Annotated in this window: 17 protein-coding genes; 10 read left to right on the forward strand and 7 right to left on the reverse strand. The window is 72.5% G+C overall.

Annotation, left to right across the window (positions count from 1 at the left end; genetic code table 11):
• Positions 1-184: 184 nt before the first annotated feature.
• On the forward strand, positions 185-1,069 hold the full coding sequence (locus DEI96_RS03255) for a VOC family protein (protein WP_111024238.1): 885 nt from the start codon (positions 185-187) through the stop codon (positions 1,067-1,069).
• Between the two features lie 26 nt (positions 1,070-1,095).
• Here DEI96_RS03255 and DEI96_RS03260 read toward each other — a convergent pair whose 3' ends face one another.
• Complete coding sequence (locus DEI96_RS03260; protein ID WP_111024237.1) at positions 1,096-1,881, reverse strand: SDR family oxidoreductase; 786 nt, start codon at positions 1,879-1,881, stop codon at positions 1,096-1,098.
• 127 nt (positions 1,882-2,008) lie between these two features.
• Here DEI96_RS03260 and DEI96_RS03265 point away from each other — a divergent pair, with 127 nt between their 5' ends.
• From DEI96_RS03265 to DEI96_RS03280, 4 genes are read left to right on the forward strand one after another with little or no spacing between them, the layout of a single operon-like run.
• The gene (locus DEI96_RS03265; RefSeq protein WP_146246935.1) at positions 2,009-2,584 is read left to right on the forward strand and encodes a hypothetical protein; all 576 of its coding nucleotides are present in this window, start codon (positions 2,009-2,011) and stop codon (positions 2,582-2,584) included.
• Positions 2,581-3,228, forward strand: a complete 648-nt coding sequence (gene lepB, locus DEI96_RS03270) for a signal peptidase I (protein ID WP_111024235.1) — start codon at positions 2,581-2,583, stop codon at positions 3,226-3,228. Before DEI96_RS03265 ends, lepB begins: the two co-directional genes overlap by 4 nt.
• A complete protein-coding gene (locus DEI96_RS03275; RefSeq protein WP_146246934.1) occupies positions 3,225-4,043 on the forward strand; it encodes a helix-turn-helix transcriptional regulator in 819 nt (272 codons plus the stop codon). The genes lepB and DEI96_RS03275 overlap by 4 nt, the downstream gene beginning before the upstream one ends.
• Before the next feature lie 38 nt (positions 4,044-4,081).
• Entirely contained in the window at positions 4,082-4,939 is an 858-nt protein-coding gene (locus DEI96_RS03280) for a helix-turn-helix domain-containing protein (RefSeq protein WP_111024233.1), read from the forward strand.
• Positions 4,940-4,972: 33 nt separating this feature from the next.
• On the opposite strand, the gene DEI96_RS03285 is transcribed toward DEI96_RS03280, so the two are convergent.
• A complete protein-coding gene (locus tag DEI96_RS03285) occupies positions 4,973-5,512 on the reverse strand; it encodes an MmyB family transcriptional regulator (RefSeq protein WP_111024232.1) in 540 nt (179 codons plus the stop codon).
• 282 nt (positions 5,513-5,794) lie between these two features.
• Here DEI96_RS03285 and DEI96_RS03290 point away from each other — a divergent pair, with 282 nt between their 5' ends.
• Entirely contained in the window at positions 5,795-6,526 is a 732-nt protein-coding gene (locus DEI96_RS03290; protein ID WP_111024231.1) for an alpha/beta fold hydrolase, read from the forward strand.
• An 81-nt stretch (positions 6,527-6,607) separates the two neighbouring features.
• A complete protein-coding gene (locus tag DEI96_RS03295) occupies positions 6,608-8,227 on the forward strand; it encodes an MFS transporter (RefSeq protein WP_111024230.1) in 1,620 nt (539 codons plus the stop codon).
• 38 nt (positions 8,228-8,265) lie between these two features.
• Here DEI96_RS03295 and DEI96_RS03300 read toward each other — a convergent pair whose 3' ends face one another.
• Positions 8,266-8,583 carry a hypothetical protein gene (locus tag DEI96_RS03300; protein WP_111024229.1) on the reverse strand — a complete coding sequence of 106 codons (318 nt, stop codon included), beginning with the start codon at positions 8,581-8,583 and terminating at the stop codon, positions 8,266-8,268.
• 88 nt (positions 8,584-8,671) lie between these two features.
• Here DEI96_RS03300 and DEI96_RS03305 point away from each other — a divergent pair, with 88 nt between their 5' ends.
• Positions 8,672-9,895: a PP2C family protein-serine/threonine phosphatase gene (locus DEI96_RS03305; RefSeq protein WP_111024228.1), complete on the forward strand. Its 1,224-nt coding sequence runs from the start codon at positions 8,672-8,674 to the stop codon at positions 9,893-9,895.
• Positions 9,896-10,094: 199 nt separating this feature from the next.
• Here the strand turns inward: DEI96_RS03305 and DEI96_RS03310 are convergent, their stop codons facing one another.
• Positions 10,095-10,964, reverse strand: coding sequence for a phosphoribosylaminoimidazolesuccinocarboxamide synthase (locus DEI96_RS03310; RefSeq protein ID WP_111024227.1), 870 nt, complete (start codon positions 10,962-10,964; stop codon positions 10,095-10,097).
• Positions 10,961-12,229 carry a phosphoribosylamine--glycine ligase gene (gene purD, locus DEI96_RS03315; protein ID WP_111024226.1) on the reverse strand — a complete coding sequence of 423 codons (1,269 nt, stop codon included), beginning with the start codon at positions 12,227-12,229 and terminating at the stop codon, positions 10,961-10,963. The genes DEI96_RS03310 and purD overlap by 4 nt, the downstream gene beginning before the upstream one ends.
• A 57-nt stretch (positions 12,230-12,286) precedes the next feature.
• Here purD and DEI96_RS03320 point away from each other — a divergent pair, with 57 nt between their 5' ends.
• Positions 12,287-12,658, forward strand: a complete 372-nt coding sequence (locus DEI96_RS03320) for a sterol carrier family protein (protein WP_071248502.1) — start codon at positions 12,287-12,289, stop codon at positions 12,656-12,658.
• 356 nt (positions 12,659-13,014) lie between these two features.
• Here DEI96_RS03320 and DEI96_RS03325 read toward each other — a convergent pair whose 3' ends face one another.
• The gene (locus DEI96_RS03325) at positions 13,015-15,603 is read right to left on the reverse strand and encodes a helix-turn-helix transcriptional regulator (RefSeq protein WP_146246933.1); all 2,589 of its coding nucleotides are present in this window, start codon (positions 15,601-15,603) and stop codon (positions 13,015-13,017) included.
• 108 nt (positions 15,604-15,711) lie between these two features.
• On the opposite strand from DEI96_RS03325, the gene DEI96_RS03330 reads away from it, so the two are divergent.
• On the forward strand, positions 15,712-16,113 hold the full coding sequence (locus DEI96_RS03330; RefSeq protein ID WP_110858851.1) for a hypothetical protein: 402 nt from the start codon (positions 15,712-15,714) through the stop codon (positions 16,111-16,113).
• A gap of 85 nt (positions 16,114-16,198) precedes the next feature.
• On the opposite strand, the gene purF is transcribed toward DEI96_RS03330, so the two are convergent.
• The gene (gene purF / locus DEI96_RS03335; RefSeq protein WP_027465037.1) at positions 16,199-17,656 is read right to left on the reverse strand and encodes an amidophosphoribosyltransferase; all 1,458 of its coding nucleotides are present in this window, start codon (positions 17,654-17,656) and stop codon (positions 16,199-16,201) included.
• Positions 17,657-17,716: the final 60 nt, after the last annotated feature.

Below are 17,716 nucleotides of genomic sequence, written 5' to 3' on the forward strand. Positions count from 1 at the left end.
CGCCGGGCCTCCCGTCGCCTGCGCGCCTCCGTTCGCCGAAGCGACAGATCGCCGCGAACTGTTCGCAGCGATCTGTCGCTCTGGCGGGTGCCTCGCACCGGGATGGCGTGGATCTGTCGCTCTGGCGCAGGCGACCGACGCCCATTTGGTTGACGCGTCAACTAAATAGGTTCACACTGGTGCCATGCACACGCAGGACCTCCTCGCCGCCGACACCGGGATGGGTGCCGTCACCCTCCGCGTCGCGAACCTCGACCGGATGATCGGCTACTACCGCGACGGCGTCCAGCTCGCGCTGCTCTCGAACGAGGGCGGCGTCGCCGTGCTGGGGCGACCGGGCGCCGGTGGTCTGGCGATCCCGATCGTGATCCTCGAGCACGCGCCGTCGATGCAGCACGCGGCCCCCCACGACGCCGGCCTGTTCCACACCGCGATCCTGTTCGACACCCGGGCAGACCTCGCCGCGGCGCTGTACTCGGTCGCGACGAAGTTCCCGCAGACCTTCACCGGCAGCGCCGACCACCTGGTGAGCAACGCGTTCTACTTCACCGACCCCGAGGGCAACGGCGTCGAGCTGTACTGGGACCGCGACCGCACCGAGTGGTCGTGGACGCACGGCATGGTCGACATGGACACGAAGTACGTCGACCCGAACGCGTTCCTGCAGGAGCACCTGACGCAGGATGCCCTGGACACCGCCGCGGCACGCCCGGGCAAGGTCGGCCACGTGCACCTGTCCGTCGGCGACGTCGACGCCGCGCGCTCCTTCTACGTGGACACCCTCGGCTTCGAGACCACCGCCGGCTTCGGCGACGCCCTGTTCGTCAGCGCGGGCGGGTACCACCACCACATGGCGATGAACACCTGGAACTCCCGCGGGGCCGGGCGCCGCCAGCTCGCCCTCGGCCTCGGACTCGTGCGGATCGAGGTGCCTGGGGCCGACGACCTCGGCGCCCTCGTGTCGCGCATGCACGACACCGGGGTGCAGACCGCGGACGACGGCCGGACGGTCGCGTTCGAGGACCCGTGGGCGAACCGCATCGAGGTGACCGCGCCCGGTCGCGGCTGACGATCGGGTCGCGAGGGGCCGACCGGTCAGGCGCTGTTCGAGATCCCGCCGTCCGACTTCAGCAGCTGCCCGTTCATCCAGGCGCCCTGCTCCGAGCACAGGAACCCGACGAGCGCGGCGGTGTCCGTCGGGCGTCCGAGCCGGCCGAGCGGAGTGCCCTCGACGGCCCAGCCCTTGACCTCGTCGGACATCCAGCCGGTGTCGTTCGGGCCCGGGTTCACCACGTTGGCGCTGACGCCGAGGCTGCCGAGCTCCTTCGCGGCACCGAACACGATCCGGTCGAGCGCGCCCTTCGATGCCCCGTACGGCAGGTTGTACGCGATGTGGTCGCTCGTCAGCGCGACGATCCGGCGGCGGTCGCGCGGTGCGGCTTCCCCGGCGCGCTCGAGCCCGGCCGCGTAGGCCTGCACGAGCAGGAACGGTGCGCGGGCGTTCACGGCGAAGTGGCGGTCCCACGACTCGACCGTGGTGGTGCGGAAGTCGGAGTCGACGGACTCGCAGTGCGACATGACGAGGGCGGTGACGGGGGCGCCAGCTTCCGTCTCGGCGCGGCCGACGAGGGCGGCCGCCTGCTCCGGGTCCTCCAGGTCGACCGGGAGGCGCGTCACCCGTGCTCCCGCCGCCTCGCACTCCTGCACCACCGACTCGACCCCGTCCGGGTCCGCCCCGCCGCTCACGCGGTCGTCGTAGGGTCCCCACCACGAGATGGCGAGGTCCCAGCCGTCGGTCGCCAGACGGGTGGCGAGCGCTGCGCCGATGCCGGCTCTGCGGCCCACCCCGGTCACCAGGGCGAGTGGTCGTGCGGACGTCATCCGTGCCTCCTGTCCGGCGCTCCGTCGCACCGATCGGCACCCAGTCTGCCGGAACCGGCCACCCGTGTGACCATCGCACCCGGTGTCCTGTCGGCGGACGGCCGACCGCGGAGGCCAAGATGGACGGATGCCACGCACACGACGGCCCTCCCGACCGGGGCGCGGACCCCGCGGCGGTCGCCCGGACCCCCGCGACCTGCCGCTCGAGCACGTCCGCGACCGGATGTCGTCGTACATCTACGGCAACATCACGGTGCTCGCCGTCGCGATCGCGGTGAACCCGGAGCAGATCCACCACGGCGCAGCGGTGGCGACCGTCCTGGCGACCGCGGTGCTCACCTACCTGGCCCACGTGCTCGCGCACCTGGTCGCGCACGGGCTCGGCGACGACGGCGAGGAGACCGCGGTCGAGCGTGCCGCGCGCCGCGAGTCCGTCGCGACGATCGTCCGGAACGCCAACCCGATCGCGACCTCCGGGCTGATCCCGGCGGTCCTCTACGCGGCTGCCTGGATCGGGTGGCTGCCGGCGGAGTGGGCACAGATCGCGGCGACCGTGATCCTGGTGGTGCGCATCGGGCTGGTGGGCGTGTTCATGCAGCGGTTCAGCGGGAAGCAGCCGACGTTCCTCGGGCTGTGGGGCGGGATCGTGCTCGCCGCGGTGGCGTTCGTGATCGGTCTCGTCAAGGTGGTGCTGACGCATTGAGTGACACGCACGCACACGCCGGACCCCACTCCGAGCCAGCGGCCGAGGACGAGCCGAAGCGCGGCGGGCTGCGGTTCCTGCGCGACCTCGTCATCATCGTCGTCGTGGCGCTGCTGGCGTCCTTCCTGGTCAAGGCGTACCTGGTCCGCGCGTTCTCCATCCCCTCGGGCTCGATGCAGAACACGCTGCTCATCGGGGACCGGGTGCTCGTCAACGAGCTCGTGCCCGGGGTCGTCCCGCTGCAGCGCGGTGACGTCGTGGTGTTCCAGGACCCGGGCGGCTGGCTCGGCATGGGCCAGGGCGACGACCTGATCAAGCGGGTCATCGGCCTGCCGGGCGACACGGTGTCGTGCTGCGACGCCCGGGGTCGTCTGTCGGTGAACGGGCATGCGGTCGACGAGCCCTACGTCGTGCTCGAACGCGGGTCGGACCGAGTCGCCGGGAAGGACTTCGAGATCACCGTGCCGAAGGGGCGCATCTGGGTGATGGGCGACAACCGGTACGACTCCGCGGACTCGCGCGTGCACGGCACCGTGCCGGTCGACGACGTCGTCGGGCGCGCCTTCGTGACCACGTGGCCGATCTCGCGGTGGTCGGTGCTGTCCCGGTACGGCGACGAGTGGGACCGGGTCCCGACGCCGTGACCGCGGACGACGAGGGCTTCCGCTACGAGACCGGCGGGGACGACGACCTGTCGATCCACCGGATCGCGACACCGGGCAAGCGGTCGGGGACCATCGGTCCGCGCCCCGACCACGTCGTGTTCTGGCTCGCCGACGGCCGGGCCAGCCTGACCGCCGACGACGGCGAGCACTGGGAGGTCGGTGCCGAGCGCCCGATGATGCTCTCGGCGTCCGTCGCGTACGGGTTCGAGACCGACGCGACCGCCACGACGCTGCTGCACCTGTCGCCGTCGCTGCTCGGTGAGACGGGGGAGTCCTCGGTGTTCGGGCAGCCGGACGCGGCCGATCCGGCACTCGAGCCGCTGCGCGCACTGCTGCGCGAGGCCTCCGGGCGCATCCTCGACCCGGCGCTGCCCGCCGCCGACCGTGCGGCCCTGAACCGGCGGATCGCGACCGTCGTCCTGTCGACCTTCGCCCGGTCGCGATCGGACGTCGCGGACCGGATGCGGCGGGCGATCGGCTTCGTCCACGACCACGCCGACCGGACGCTGACGGTGGCGGACGTCGCCGCGGCCTGCGACCTCAGCGAGCGCGGCCTGCAGGACCTGTTCCGCCGTCGTCTCGGCGTCACGCCCATGCAGTACCTGCGCGAGGTCCGGCTCGACCGGGTGCACCTGGAGCTGGGGCGGCCGGGTTCCCGCGCGCTGCTCGTCAGCGAGGTCGCGCGGCGGTGGCGGTTCACCCACCTGGGGCGGTTCGCGGCGTACTACCGGGAACGGTTCGGGGAGCAGCCGCACCAGACCATCGCGCGGGGCGGCACACCCAGAGAACGATAGTTCTCGCGTTCTTTGCGGATTCCGGCTATCCTGCTCGCGTGGATGCGCGACGGTCCGAACTGGGGCAGTACCTCCGCGCCCGTCGGGCACTCGTCCAGCCCGAGGACGTCGGACTCACCCGTGAGCCCGGACGACGAGTGGACGGCCTGCGCCGTGAAGAGGTCGCGCGGCTCGCGGGCATCAGCCCCGAGTACTACCTGCGGCTCGAACGGGGCCGCGACCACCAACCGTCCGACCAGGTGCTCGTGGCGCTCGGCCGGGCCCTGCGGCTCGACCACGAGGCCGTCGACTACCTGCGCCGCCTCGCACACGCCGAACGCCGCCGCCCCGAGGGGGTCGTGCCGCCGGGGCTCGACGACTCGGTCCGGTCGCTGCTGGCGCAGTGGTCGCACACCCCGGCGTTCGTGATGGACCGCAACCAGGACATCATCCTGTCCAACGCCCTGGCGAGCGCCCTCGGCCCCGGGTACATGGAGCCCGGCGCGAACCTCGTCCTGCAGATGTTCTCCGAGGCGTCCCGGCAGCACGCGGCCGAATGGGACCGTACCGCGCACCGGGTCGTCGCCGCGCTCCGGCTGCACGCCGAACCCGAGGACCCCCGGCTGCAGGAGATCGTCGGCACCCTGACCCTGCAGGACCCGGACTTCGCCCGCATCTGGGCGCGGCACGACGTCGCCGTGCAGCGCACCGGGGTCTCGCGGCACTGGATCGACCCGATCGGCTGGGTCGAGTTCCGCTGGCAGAACCTCGCGATCCCGGGCAGCTCGCACGTACTCGTCACCTTCTGGGCCGACCCCGGCACGCCGGCAGCCGCGGCCGTCGCGTACCTCGCCGCGCAGGTGCAGCAGGGCACCGCGCGCCGGGAACCGGTCGCGGGCGAGACCGCGGTGGGGTAGCCGAGCGGTCGTCGCGGTGGCCTCGCTCGCCGATCAGCCGGTCGTCTCGCCCTCGTCGAGCAGCCCGCGGAGCGTCGTGAGCCGCGCGGCGGACTCCTCGTCCGCCGCCGTCCACACCACGAGCACGTGCTCGGGGTCCTCCAGCCGACGCAGCTGCTCCCACCGCAGGTCGATCCGGCCCACCAGCGGGTTCTCGAACGCCGACTCCCCGCGGCGAGTCGGCCGGACCGCTCCGCCGGCCCACTCGGTCGCGAACGTCGTGCTCCGGGCCATCAGTTCGCCCAGGAGCTCCTGGAACCGGTCGTCGGCGTCGTGCTCGTCCAGCGAGTCCCGGAGCATCGCGGCGGTGCGGTGTGCCTCGGCCTCCCAGCCGTCGACCGAGTCCTCGACCCAGGGGTTCAGGAAGGTGAACCGCGCCAGGTTCGTGCCGACGGTGAGGGACGCGGACAGGGCGCCGGCGAGCCGGTTCGCCGCCACGACGTCCAGGTGGCGGTCGAAGACCACGACCGGTTCGGCGAGCGCGTCCACGAAGTCCTGGGCCGACGTCGTCGTCGTGCCGTCCTCGTGTTCCATGCGATCACGCTAACCGGCCGGGCCGTGGAGCAGGGGGGAGAAGGGGGTCCCGGCGGGGCCCCCGTCGCGGTGCCTCCGCCCCGCAGGGGGACCCCGGCACGGTGTGTCCGGCCGTCCGAGGGCACCGTGCGCAGCACCCGGGGCCGCCGGCACGCGCTGTCGTCGGGGGTGACGGGCAACGACAGGGACACGACGACGCAGCACCCCCAGCCCTAGCGTGACGACGCCGGGATCCCCGGTCCCTGCACCACCCCAGACGTTCGTCACGAAGGAGACCCGTACATGGCTGCACCCACCATCGTCCTCGTCCACGGCGCGTTCGCCGACTCCGCCAGCTGGGCACCCGTCACCCGCGAGCTGCTCGACCGCGGCCACACCGTCCTCGTCCCGCCGGTCTACAACCGCAGCCTCGCCGAGGACGCCGCCTCGATCCGCGCCGTCGCCGAGCACGTCGACGGGCCGGTCGTCCTCGCCGGTCACTCGTACGGCGGGGCCGTGATCACCGTCGCCGGCGAGGCCGAGAACGTCGTCGGACTGGTCTACGTCTCCGGCTACGTGCTCGAGGTCGGCGAGAGCCTCGGGCAGCTGCAGGGCGGGTTCCCCGACTCCGACCTCGCCGCGAACCTGGTGTACACGCCGTACCCGGTCGCCGGAGGCGAGGACGGCACCGACGTCTCCGTCGCGATCGACGCGTTCCCGCAGGTCTTCGCCGCCGGGGTCGACCCGCGCGTCGCCGAGGTGCTCGCCGTCTCGCAGCGCCCGCTGTCCGGTGCCGCCTTCGGCGAGCCGGCCTCCGCCGCCGCGTGGAAGACCACCCCCGCGTGGGCGATCGTCTCGTCCGACGACCACACCATCAACCCCGAGGTCGAGCGCTTCGGCTACTCCCGCGCCGGCATCACCGACGTGACCGAGATCGCCGCCCCGCACCTGGTCATGCAGACCCACCCGAAGGACGTCGCCGACGTCATCGAGCGCGCCGTCACCGCGACCAGCGCGACCGACGCCGCCGCCTGACCCGACCATCCCTGGAGGCGCGGCGCGCGCCCGACGCGCACCGCGCCTCCAGGATGTCCCCGTCCCACCCCAGGAGGCGACGTGACCACGGAACGCACCACCCCAGCACCCCGCGGCGGCGCCCTGGCGCCGCTCGCGATCCCGGTCTTCCGCGCCCTGTGGATCGCGGTGCTGGTGAGCAACATCGGCAGCTGGATGCAGACCGTCGGCGCCCAGTGGCTGCTCGTCGACGAGCACGCCGCACCCGTCGTCGTCGCCCTCGTGCAGACCGCGTCGAGCCTGCCGGTGCTGCTCGTCGGGATCCCCGCCGGGGTGATCGGCGAGTTCGTCGACCGGCGGCGGCTGCTCATCGGCGTGCAGGCGTTCCAGGTGGTCGTCGGCGTCGTGATGACCGTGCTCACCGCGACCGGCGACATGACCCCGGCGCTCCTGCTCACCGTCACGTTCCTGCTCGGGACCGCCTCGGCGCTCCAGCTGCCCGCGTACCAGGCGCTCGTGCCCGAGATCGTGCCGCGCGCCGCGATCACCGACGCCGCGGCGCTCAGCTCCGTCGGCGTCAACGTCGCCCGGGCGATCGGACCGGCGCTCGCCGGGGTGGTGATCGCGCAGCTCGGCGTGCCGTTCGTGTTCGCCGCCAACGCGCTGTCGTTCGCGCTCTTCCTGGTGGTGCTCGTCGCCTGGCGCGGCTACCAACGCCCCGAGACGCGGGCCGAACCGTTCATCGACGCCACCCGCGCCGGGCTGCGGTACGTCCTGCACGCGGCCGTCGTCCGCCGGCTGCTCGTGCAGCTCGCCGTCTTCATGGTGCCCGCGAACGCGCTCTGGGCACTCCTGCCGCTCGTCGCCGACGGCTCGCTCGGGCTGTCCTCCGGCGGGTACGGACTGCTGCTCGCCGCCGTCGGCATCGGGTCCGTCGGCGGGGCGTTCCTGATGCCGGCGGTCCGTGCGCGGCTCGGCATCGGTCGCACGGTCGGCATCGCCTCGGTGGTGTTCGGCGTCTGCACCACGGTCGTCGCGCTCGTCCCCGTGCTGGCGGTCGTACTCGTCGCGCTGCTGGTCGGCGGGGTGGCCTGGATCGCGGTGGTGACGACGCTGAACGGCACCGTGCAGGCGTTCCTGCCCGCCTGGGTCCGGACCCGTGGGCTCGCCGCCTACCAGCTCGTGCTGTTCGGCTGCACCGCGATCGGTGCGGCGCTCGCCGGCGCGGTCGCCACGCCGCTCGGGGTGACGGGTGTGCTCGCCGGGGCAGGAGTCCTCACCGCGCTCAGCGCCGCACTGCTGCTCGTGTCCGGGTTCCCGGTGCTCACCGACCGGCAGCGCGCCGTGACGCCGATGCCGTTCGGGGACGAGGTGTTCGTGGCGGACGACCACGGCGCAGCGACGGGGGAGACCCTCGTGCTGCTGCACTGGACGGTCCCGGCGGACGCGGTCGACGAGTTCCGGGCGCGCGCCGAACGGCTCGGGCGGAGCCGTCGGCGGACCGGTGCCCGTGACTGGAACCTGTACCGGGACGCCGCGACCGGGCCGGACGCCTGGGTGGAGGCGTTCCGGGTGGGGTCGTGGCAGGAGCACGTCGACCAGCACGAGGTCCGGCAGACCGGGGACGACGCGCGGACCCTGCAGTCGGTGCGCGAGGTTGCGGGCGAGCCGCGGGTGGAGCACCTGGTCGCGGAGGGGGGCGGCAGCCCGTCGTCGGGGTGACGGGTGGGGTCAGCGGACGGTCGTGGTGGCGGGCTGGGTCAGCAGCCGGTCGTGGTGAGGGTCACCGTCGCGACCGTGCCGTCGGACACCTTGGTCGTCTGCGGGCAGAGGTCGCCGCCGCGGACCGTGACCTTGCCGAGGGGAACGCCCGCGAAGTCGGCCGTGCCGCCCGGGAACACCCGCTGGTGCTCGGAGAGCTTGCCGGTCGAGGCGAACACCTTGACCTCGTAGGGGTGGTCGGCGGCGTTCGACGACACCGTGACCGACACCTGGCCGGTGGAGTCGTGGGCGCCACAGCCGGCGAGGGCCAGGAGCGCGGCCACGCCGAGGACGGTTGCGGGGACGACTCGGAGCACGACGACCAGGGTACGCCGCCGCGCCCGACCACTTGCGCCCTCCGGACTGGGGCCAGGCCCTGTCCGTTCAGCGCGTTACCGTGGGAGCATGCAGCCGGAAACCGCGATGTCCGTGCCCGCGACGACCGGGGCCCATGCCGTTCGGCGAGCGGCCCTGATCGCGGCACTCGACGTGGACGACGGTGGCGTCGAGGAACGGTTCGAACGGATCACCCGGATCGCGCGCGAGGCCCTCGGGGTCTCCGGCTCGTTCCTCAACCTGGCCGGCGAGACCACCCTGACCATCAAGTCGCAGCAGAGCGACGCAGCCTTCGGCCCGGTCATCCCGCTGCAGGACACCTTCTGCGGCCGGACCCTGGGCGAGCAGGGGCCCGTGGTCGTCCCGGATGCCCGGGTGGACGCCCGGTACGCGGACCTGCCGATGGTGCTCGGCGATCCGAACGTCCGGTTCTACGCCGGTGTCGGGCTCCGTGCCGGCGACGACGACCTGAAGATCGGCACCCTCTGCCTGATCGACCCCGAGCCGCGCACCCTCGACGCCGACGAGCTCGAACTGCTGCAGGAACTCGGCATCTGGGCAGAGCGCGAACTGCTCGCCGGAGCCGACGAGGACCGCCTGCGCACCGTGCTCAACGGCCTGCAGCCGGCCGAGGTGCAGGTTCCCGGCTACCGGATCACGGGGATGTCGATCCCGCACGGGCTCGTCTCCGGTGACTTCCACGACTGGCACCGTTCCGGCGAGGACTCGGTCCACCTGACCGTGTCGGACGTCATGGGCAAGGGGATGTCCGCCGGGCTCCTCGCCGCGAACATCCGGGGAGGCCTGCTCGCCCGCGGCGACCAGGACCCGGGCACCGCCGTCGCCGAGCTCGAGGCGCAGGTCGCCCCCGAGCTCAGCCGTGCCGAGTCCTTCGCGACGATGTTCCACGGCCGACTGACCCCGTCCACCGGGCGACTCGACTTCGCCGACGCCGGCCACGGGCTCGTGCTGCAGCTCCGCGACGACGGTGCCGAGCGGATCCTGCGGTCGTCGGACCTGCCGATCGGGCTGCACCCCGCCGGGATGCCCCGCGCCGCCGGCTCGCTCGTGCTCCGGCCCGGTGACGTGCTCATCGTCGTGACGGACGGTGCGCTCGAGCTCTGGGACTCCACGCTCGCGGCGCTGTCGGAGCTCGGATCGCTGTACCGGGAGTCCCCGGATGTCGAGACGTTCCTGCAGCGGGTGCGCGCGCGTGTCGTCGAGCACGACCCGGGCGACGACCTGACCGTCGTCGTGGTGGCGCGCGAGGCCGTCGAGGCGCTCGAGTCCTGAACGGTCGAGAACCGTCGGCTGGCTCGTCGGCGGTCGCGCGGCGGGTCGTCGCCGGTCGAGTGGTCGCGACGTGTCGTGCGTGGGCCGCCGAGTGGTCACGAACCGTCGGTTGGCGGGGCCTCGGCCGACGGTTCGTGACCGTTCGCCGGACGTGAGCGGGGTGTCGTGACCGCCGGCTGGGCGCGGGCCGGGTGCGGCGTCAGGCGCCGAGGCGCTCGATCAGCTCGGCGTAGCGCGCCGCGGTGCGCTCGACGATCTCGTCCGGGAGCACCGGCGGCGTGCCCTGGCGGTCCCAGTGCGCGCTGAGCCAGTCCCGCACGATCTGCTTGTCGAACGAGTCGGTGCGGTCGGCGGAGCGGGCGTCCCAGTAGCGGCTGGAGTCGCTCGTCAGGACCTCGTCAGCGATGCGGATCCGACCGGTGGCGTCTTGCCCGAACTCGAACTTGGTGTCCGCGATCACGACGTCCCGCTCGAGGGCGATGGCCGCGGCCTCGGTGTACACGTGCAGCGAGAGCTCACGCAGGGTGGCAGCGGTCTCGGCGCCGACCAGGTCGACGGTCTGCTCGTACGAGATGTTCTCGTCGTGCTCGCCCTGGGCCGCCTTGTACGCCGGCGTGTAGATCGGTTCCGGCAGGCGGTCACCGTTGGACAGGCCCGCGGGGAGCGCGACGCCGCACACGCTGCCGGTCTCCTGGTACTCGGCCCAGCCGCTGCCGACCAGGTACCCGCGCACGACGCACTCGACGGGGAACATCGTGAGCGGCATGACGTGCATCGATCGTGCCTCGACCTCGGCGGGCACCGGGGTACCACCGGAGGACGGGCCGATGATGTGGTTCGGGACGTCGCTCAGCTGGGTGAACCAGAACCGCGACAGGCGGGTCAGCAGCTCGCCCTTGCCCGGGATCGGCGGCTCGAGCGCGAAGTCGTAGGCGCTGACCCGGTCCGAGGCGACGAGCAGCAGCTCGGACGCACTCGCCAGGTCGGCGGTGCCCTCGGGCACGTAGAGCTCGCGGACCTTGCCGGACGAGACGTGCCGCCAGCCGGCGATCGGCGCGGGGGCGCTCACTTCGCGACCTTCGCGGCGATGTCGGTGCGGAACTGCGCGCCCTCGAGTGTGATGTCGCCGAGCCCGGCGTAGGCGCGCTCACGGGCTTGGGTGAAGTCCGACCCGGTCGCGACGACGCTGAGCACCCGGCCGCCCGTGGCGACGAGCGTGTCGTCGAGGACGCCGGTTGCGGCGTGCGCGACCGAGACGCCGTCGCGGGCGTTCGCGTCGTCGATGCCGGTGATCGGTCGGCCGGTCTGCGGGTTCTCCGGGTAGCCCTCGCTCGCCAGGACGACGGTCACGGCGACCTCGTCGCGGAACACGGGCGCGGGCACGGCACCGAGCTGCCCGGTGGCGGCGGCCAGCAGGAGTTCGCTGAGCGGGGTCGCCAGGCGGGGGAGCACGACCTGCGTCTCCGGGTCGCCGAAGCGCGCGTTGAACTCGATCACGCGGACGCCCTGCTCGGTGACGATGAGGCCGCAGTACAGGAGCCCGACGAACGGCGTGCCCTCGTGCTCGAGGCGGCGGACGGTCGGCAGCGCGACGAGCTCGGTGACCTCGTCGACGAAGGCCTGCTCGGACGGCCAGCGGTCGGCGAGCCACGGCAGCGGCGAGTACGCGCCCATGCCGCCCGTGTTCGGTCCGAGGTCGCCGTCGGCCAGGCGCTTGTAGTCCTGGGCGGGGCTGAGCGCGCGGACGTCGTGCCCGTCGCTCAGGAAGAACAACGAGACCTCTTCGCCGTCGAGGAACTCCTCGACCACGACGTGTCCGTGCTGGAGCCAGTAGGTGGCGTGGTCGATCGCGGCCTGGCGGTCGTCGGTCACGAGCACGCCCTTGCCGGCGGCGAGCCCGTCCGCCTTGACCACGTACGGGGCGCCGAGCTCGTCGATCGCGGCGACGGCTTCGTCCGCCGTGCCCGCGTAGACCGGACGCCCCGTGGGCACACCGGCCTCGCCCATGATCCGCTTGGCGAACGCCTTCGAGCCCTCGAGCTGCGCGGCGGCCTTGCCCGGCCCGAACACCGGGATGCCGCGGGTGCGCACCGGGTCGGCCACACCGGCGATGAGCGGGGCCTCGGGGCCCACGACGACGAGCTCGACGTCGTTCTCGATCGCGTACTCCGCGACGAGCGCACCGTTGGTGGGGTCGAGGGAGACGGTCTCGACGTCGGCGGCGATGCCGGCGTTGCCGGGCGCTGCCGTGATGACGTGGCCCGCATGCTCAGCGAGGAGGGCCGTGATGATCGCGTGCTCGCGGGCACCGGAACCGAGGACGAGGATTCGCACCCGATCACCCTACCCAGCCCGACTCGCCGCCCGCGATGCGAGGGCTAGCCTGTGGAGATGCCACCCAGGAGGATCGAGGACGCCGACGGGCGAGCGGCACTTGCTGCCGTGCGTCGTGGGGAGACGGCCCGACCGGCCGTCGCGACCGCGGTTCGGTGGACGTTGCAGTGCCTGGCGGACGAGGTGCCGGGCAACAGCGTCGAGGTGCGGGTGCCGCCGTTCGCCGCCGTCCAGGCCGTGCCCGGACCCCGGCACACCCGTGGCACGCCGCCGAACGTGGTCGAGACCGACGCCACCACGTGGCTGGCGCTCGCGTCCGGCGAGCTGACCTGGGCCGAGGCGGTCGCACAGTCGCGCGTCAGCGCCTCGGGCTCGCGTGCCGACCTGACGGCGTTCCTGCCGGTCCGGCTGCCCGCCCCCGGCGCCTGACCCTGCGAGTCGCCGGCACCGAGTCGCCGGCACCGATCCGCCGGCACCGATCCGTCGGCACCGAGCCGCCGCGGCGGAAGCGCCTGCGGAGAACTCCCGCGCGAATTAGGTAGTGCCTACCGATGCGCCCGCATCGACCGGGTTCCTAAGCTTGAAGTCGCCGGGATTCGGACCCGACCCGAACGGGTCCGAACCCGGCGACAGGCACCAAGGTACGCGAAGTTCCACACAACGTGTCAATCGTGGCGGCGCGTCGTGCTGCAATCCGCAACGTTCTTGCGTGCGCGACAGCCGACGCGGGAACGCGGAACCGGCCGTGCCGAGTGCGGAGCCGGCCGTGCCGAGTACCGGGCAGCTCAGAGCAGCTCGCTGAGCTCCGACCGCGCGTGCAGGTCCCACTTCGCGAAGACACGCGACAGGTGCGCGTCGATCGTCCGCGTCGACAGCCCGAGGGACTCCGCGATCCGCCGGTTGCTCAGCCCCTGGGCGGCGAGTTCCGCGACCTCGTACTCGCGCTTCGTCAGCGGCGGTTTCGAGTGCCCCGCGGTCACGGAGATGCCGTGTGCTGCGAGCAGTCCCTGCGCCGTTATCACCCGCGTACGGTCGCCGGCGCGCACGGCGTCGGCGTACTCGATCACGGCTGCGGCGAGCGGTCCGTCGACGCGGGTGGCGGCGTCGCGCATCCGCTCGAGCGAGCCGGTCGAGTCGCGTCCCTGCGACATGCCGACCGCGTGGTGCAGGGCGTACCCGTACATCACGTGCGTCCACGAGCCGTTGGCCGTGCTGCGCTCGATGATCTCGTCGGCGTGCTGCAGCCCGGCCGGGTTGCCGAGCACGGCCTCGGTCCAGGCGATCGACACGGCGACCTGCTCGCCGGTGATGCGCATCGCCCGCTGCGGGGTGCTCCGGGCACGTTCGAGCGCGCTGGAGGCTTCTTCCGCGCGTCCGCCGTACGCGAGCGCCAGGGCCAGACGTGCCCAGGGGTAGGCCGCGAACCCGCCGTGGTCGGCGATGTCGTACCGCTCGCACGCCGCCGAGAACGCGGCGACGGCATCGTCCCAGCGGCGCTGTGCGATCGCCAGGTTGCCCTGACCGATGAGCTCGAGCGTGAAGTCGTACTTCAGGTAGGGACTGGACCGCCCCGCGGGCACCTCGATGATCAGGTCGTCCAGGTCGCCGCGCCACATCTGCACCTGGTGCAGGACGGAGGAGTTCTCGCCGACGCTCCAGGGTGCTGCCTCGACGTGCGCCACGGCGGTGGCCAGGGCACGGTGACCGAGCGCGGACGCGTCGTCCAACCGGCCGGCGGTCGCCAACGCCATCACGGCGCAGGGTGCGACGGCGAGGAACGACATCGGCATCGTCGGGGCGTCCACGATGCCGCTGCGCTCGATCTCGGCCCGGACCTCGGCGAAGTCGCCGCCCCAGCCCTGGTGCGCCATCCGCAGCAGCCGCAGCCGTTCGACGGCCTCGTCGGACACGACCAGGCGGGTGGCGGCGTCGGTCAGGGCCACGGAGGCCGCGACGTCGTCGTCGTGGAACTGGCGGATGTTCGCCAGCGTCTCGCACGCTTCGATGACGGCCTCGTCGGTGACGTCGCCGACGTGTCGCTTCGCCACGCCCCAGGCCGCTTCGGCGTCGGCGCGGCCGGCTTCGCGCCCGTCCGAGTACGAGTACGCCAGCGAGCGGAGGCAGTGCGCCGTGACCTGCTCGGTCGGCGTGAGCGTCGTGCGGAGCGCTGCCGAGGCCAGGGCGATCCCGCTCTCGTGCTCCTGCAGCCGCACGGCGACCTGCGCAGCGTCGAGCAACTGGTCGACCGACGGCAGGACCCCGCACTCGAGCGACCACAGGGCGGCACGAAGGCGTGCGGCAGGCGGTGCGCCCTCGGGCCGGTCGGTGCGGAAGGCGTTGGCGCGCGCGAAGAGTGCCGTTCGCCGGGCCACCGGCACCAGGGTCCGGATGACCTCGCCGACGAGCGGGTGCGACGGCCGGACGACCGCGGCGCCGTCGTCGAGCGAGTCGATGCGGACCAGGCCGAGCGCGACGACCCGGTCGACGTCCCCGCCGGTCACCAGGCCGAGCAGGCGCGCGAGCGGGATCGGGTCGGCGAGGGCGACGATGTCGACGACGTCGCGCAGGTCCTCCGGCAGTGACCCGAGCTCGGTGCGGTACATGTCCGCGAGGCTGTCCGACGCGGTCACCCGTCCACGCCAGTACCACCCCGTCGCGGTGTGGTCGAGGGCGCCGGAGACCCGCGCCGCACGGACCACCTCGCGCAGGTACAAGGGGTTGCCGGCGGTGGCGCGGTGGACGCGCTCGGCCGAGGCGTTCTCGAGCGGCGAGCCGAGCGCCTCGGCCACGAGCGCCGCGGTCTCGTGCAGCGCGAGCGGCTGCAGGTCGATGCGCTCGAGCAGGTCGTCCTGCCACAGCGCGCGGAGCGGCTCGGGGAGCGCCGTGAAGTCGCGGCAGGTCAGGACGAGCCGGGCGCCCTGCCGGCGGACCAGCCAGGCGACGTACCGCGCGGAGATCGCGTCGAGGTGGTCGGCGTCGTCGACACGGAGCAGGACGTCGCGGTCGACGAGGTCCTCGATCGCCCGGAAGCGCTGCTCGGCGCCGGTGTCGTCGGACAGCTCCGAGATGGACGCCGGCAGCTCGCCGAAGCGCTCGGCGACGGCGCCGAAGGGCATCGACCGGCTCGCGGCGACCGCCGTGATCGGCACGACGACGGTGCGGCCGGTGCCGTCGCGACCGGCGACTCGGTCGGTGACCCGCGCCGCGGCGGTGCTCTTGCCGATGCCGGGGGCACCGACGAGCGCGACGCTCCACCGGTGCTCGGCGACGACGGCGACGGCGCGGTCCTCTTCTGCGCGCTGCGCGACGGGCCAGGCCACGCGGGCGGGGGCGGCCGGTCGGCGTCGGCGGGCGGGTGCGGTTCGTTCACGCATCCGACACACCTCCTCCGCTTGGGATACCGACCAGTAGCGTCCATCCTCTCCCGGATCGGTCGCCGCGCACAGGCCGCGGGACGTCCCACAGTGGGGGACAATGGACGGGTGAGCAACACCGATCAACCCGACGAGCAGCCGCTCCCCACGCCGGCACCGGCTCCCAGCGCGGTCGCCAGCCCCGACGAGGTCACCATCCGCCGTGCACCGAAGTTCGGCGTGTTCATCGTCGGCGGTGCCGTGCTCGGGTTCCTCGCGACCCTCGTCGTGGTCGCCCTCACCATGAACCTCGGCGGCCAGCGTGACCAGACGAGCTTCGGCAGCCTGGTCGGCTACTTCAGCCTGTGGGGCGTCACGATCGGCGCCTTCGTCGGTGCGGTCGTCGCCGTCGTGTTCGACCGGGTCTACGCCCGGCGGTCGGCCCGCCTGACGGCGGAGCGCGTCGAGGTCGAACTGCCGCCCGAGACGGTCGACGGTGAGCTCGACGACCACGGTGACCAGCGGCCGTAGCCGCTCCCGATCAACGGACTGGAGGCCCGGTGCCAGCTGGCACTGGGCCTCCCGTCCGTCTGGTGGTTGCGATCGCGACCACCACTCAGCTGAGCTGGTTCGCCTCGACCCAGGACAGGTACTCCGGGCTCACGGTGCCCGTGACGTACTCGCCCGTGAAGCAGCTCATCTCGAGGTCGGTCACGTCCGAGCCCTCGATGATGGCGTCGCGCATGTCCCCGACCTCCTGGTAGATCAGGTGGTCGCTGCCGAGCACGCGGTTGATCTCCGGGATCTTCCGGTCGTGGGCGATGAGCTCCGCGCGCGTCGGCATGTTGATCCCGTAGACGTGCGGGAAGCGGACAGGGGGTGCCGCGCTCGTGAACGTGACCTCGTTCGCGCCGGCGGCCCGGGCCATCTCGACGATCTCGCGGCTCGTGGTGCCACGGACGATCGAGTCGTCGACGATCAGGATGTTCTTGCCCTTGAACTCGGACGACATCGCGTTGAGCTTCTGGCGCACCGAACGCTTGCGCTCCGCCTGCCCCGGCATGATGAAGGTACGGCCGACGTAGCGGTTCTTGTAGAACCCCTCGCGGTACTCGATGCCGAGCTTCCGGGCGACCTGCATGGCCGCCGGACGGCTCGAGTCCGGGATCGGCATGACCACGTCGATGTCACCGGTCGGCGCGTACTGCTCGATGGTGTCGGCAAGACGGTTGCCGAGGCGCAGACGCGCGTCGTAGACCGAGATGCCGTTCATCACCGAGTCGGGACGTGCCAGGTAGACGTACTCGAACGAGCACGGCACCAGGCGCGGGTTCTTCGCGCACTGGCGGGCGTGCATCTGGCCGTTCATCTCGATGAAGACAGCCTCGCCCGGAGCGATGTCCCGGACGATCTCGTACCCGCCGGACTCGAGCACGAGCGACTCGCTCGCGACGACCCACTCCGGCTGCCCGGCCTCGTCGAACTTGTGGCCGAGGATCAGCGGGCGGATGCCGAACGGGTCGCGGAAGGCCAGCAGCCCGTGCCCGGCGATGGTCGCGATCGTGGCGTAGGAGCCCTCGACCCGCTCGTGCACGCGCTCGACGGCGTCGAAGACCTGACCCGGGTCGAGGTTCGCACCGCGGACCTGGCCCTGCAGCTCGTGCGCCAGCACGTTCACCAGGAGCTCGGTGTCGCTCGTCGTGTTCAGGTGACGACGGTCGATGTCGAACAGTTCACGCGTGAGTTCCCGCGTGTTGGTGAGGTTGCCGTTGTGGACGAGGACGATGCCGTACGGCGCGTTCACGTAGAACGGCTGGGCTTCTTCTTCGTTCGTCGCGGCGCCCTTGGTGGCGTAGCGGACGTGTCCGAGCCCCATGGTGCCGAGGAGGGCGCGCATGTCGCGGGTGCGGAACGCCTCACGCACGTGGCCGCGGGTCTTGTGCATGTGGTGCACGTGACCCTCGACCGTGGCGATGCCCGTCGAGTCCTGCCCGCGGTGCTGCAGGAGGAGCAGTGCGTCGTAGATGGATTGGTTGGCGGGGCCCTGCGCAACAAGGCCGACGATGCCGCACATTCGCGGGTGTGCTCCAGATCAGTAGAATCGGGGGGTACCGCACAAGTCTGCCATGTCACC

Source organism: Curtobacterium sp. MCLR17_031, assembly GCF_003234775.2.
GTDB lineage: Bacteria > Actinomycetota > Actinomycetes > Actinomycetales > Microbacteriaceae > Curtobacterium > Curtobacterium flaccumfaciens.

Bases quoted from the DNA above. Each gene is read 5' to 3' on its own strand.
- DEI96_RS03255 (WP_111024238.1), top strand. From the start codon at position 185: ATGCACACGCAGGACCTCCTCGCCGCCGACACCGGGATGGGTGCCGTC.
- DEI96_RS03260 (WP_111024237.1), bottom strand. From the start codon at position 1,881: ATGACGTCCGCACGACCACTCGCCCTGGTGACCGGGGTGGGCCGCAGA.
- DEI96_RS03265 (WP_146246935.1), top strand. From the start codon at position 2,009: ATGCCACGCACACGACGGCCCTCCCGACCGGGGCGCGGACCCCGCGGC.
- DEI96_RS03285 (WP_111024232.1), bottom strand. From the start codon at position 5,512: ATGGAACACGAGGACGGCACGACGACGACGTCGGCCCAGGACTTCGTG.
- DEI96_RS03290 (WP_111024231.1), top strand. From the start codon at position 5,795: ATGGCTGCACCCACCATCGTCCTCGTCCACGGCGCGTTCGCCGACTCC.
- DEI96_RS03305 (WP_111024228.1), top strand. From the start codon at position 8,672: ATGCAGCCGGAAACCGCGATGTCCGTGCCCGCGACGACCGGGGCCCAT.
- DEI96_RS03320 (WP_071248502.1), top strand. From the start codon at position 12,287: ATGCCACCCAGGAGGATCGAGGACGCCGACGGGCGAGCGGCACTTGCT.
- DEI96_RS03325 (WP_146246933.1), bottom strand. From the start codon at position 15,603: ATGCGTGAACGAACCGCACCCGCCCGCCGACGCCGACCGGCCGCCCCC.
- purF (WP_027465037.1), bottom strand. From the start codon at position 17,656: ATGTGCGGCATCGTCGGCCTTGTTGCGCAGGGCCCCGCCAACCAATCC.